The organism is Streptomyces sp. NPDC006265 (assembly GCF_040613555.1).
GTDB lineage: Bacteria > Actinomycetota > Actinomycetes > Streptomycetales > Streptomycetaceae > Streptomyces.
Genome location: NZ_JBEXSH010001543.1, coordinates 1 through 1,015, shown reverse-complemented (window position 1 = coordinate 1,015; position 1,015 = coordinate 1). Strand labels below are relative to the sequence as shown.

Genomic DNA, 1,015 nt, shown 5'->3' with positions numbered 1-1,015 from the left:
CCTCGGGCCGGGACTCCGCCAGCCGTCGCACGGTGAGCTTGTGCGAGGCGACGTCGATCAGGGTGAGGCCGCGGGTCATGGACAGGCCGTCCGTGAACACCAGGAGTCCCCCCTGTCGGCCGAGCATCTGCAAGGAGCCCTCGGCCTCGACGGTCCAGCGGCTCTTCCCGGTGCGCTGGTCGATCTCGGAGACGGTGGTCGCGGCGGCTTTCCCGTCGTTCACCTCGGCCGTGCAGATCAGGTAGGCACGGTCGGCCGCCGAGTCCAGCGTGCAGTCGGCCGGGCCGGCCGGCTCCGGCTGCCGCCAGCGGACCTCACCGGTCTCCGCGTCGAGCAGGGCGTACTGGTCGCCCTGTGATCCGTAGAAGGTGAGGACGCCCTCGGAGACCGCGGTGGCGGCGCCCTCCGACCCGTCGGGGACGACCGCCGTCTCGCCGCTGCCGGTCGGGGTCCGCCAGAGCTCCTTGCCGGTTCCGGCGGCCAGGGCGTAGACCGTGTAGCTGGACCCCACGCCGCTCGTGCCTTCGGCGTCCTCGGCCCCGTAGCCGTAGACGCGTCCGTCGCCGGTGCCGATGAGCGCGCCCTCGTCGCCGGAGACGCCGTCGGCGGTGGAGTCGACGGGCCGGCTCCAGGTGTTGCGGCCGTCGGCGAGACCGAAGCGGGTCGCCATGAGATCGGAACCGGCGCAGACGAGAGAGACGTCGACGACGGAGCAGTTCTTGAAGGAGGTGTCGGCGCCGCCCAGGCCGCCCTCGCCGTTCCCGGGGGCCTTCGCCGTGGCGACCCACGGCTTCCAGCCGTCGGGGAGACCGGCCGCCTCGGCGGTGGACGAGGCCGGGCGGTCGCCGGCCGGAGCCGGGCGGTCGTTGTCGCGGATCAGGGTCACGGTGGTGGCGACGATCGCGGTGAGGGCGACGGCCGCGGCGGCCTCGGAGTCACCGGGCTCATCGCGCTGTTCGGTTACGACGGGCTGTCGTATGTCGTCGGTTTCCTCGTGGCGTGGCTGGTGGTGCTG

Annotated in this window: 1 protein-coding gene; it reads right to left on the bottom strand. The window is 73.2% G+C overall.

Annotation, left to right across the window (positions count from 1 at the left end; translation table 11 throughout):
• Window positions 1-670, bottom strand: a 670-nt coding sequence (locus ABZ281_RS50475; RefSeq protein WP_356665686.1) for a PQQ-binding-like beta-propeller repeat protein, incomplete at its 3' end; no start/stop codon positions are given.
• Window positions 671-1,015 lie beyond the last annotated feature (345 nt).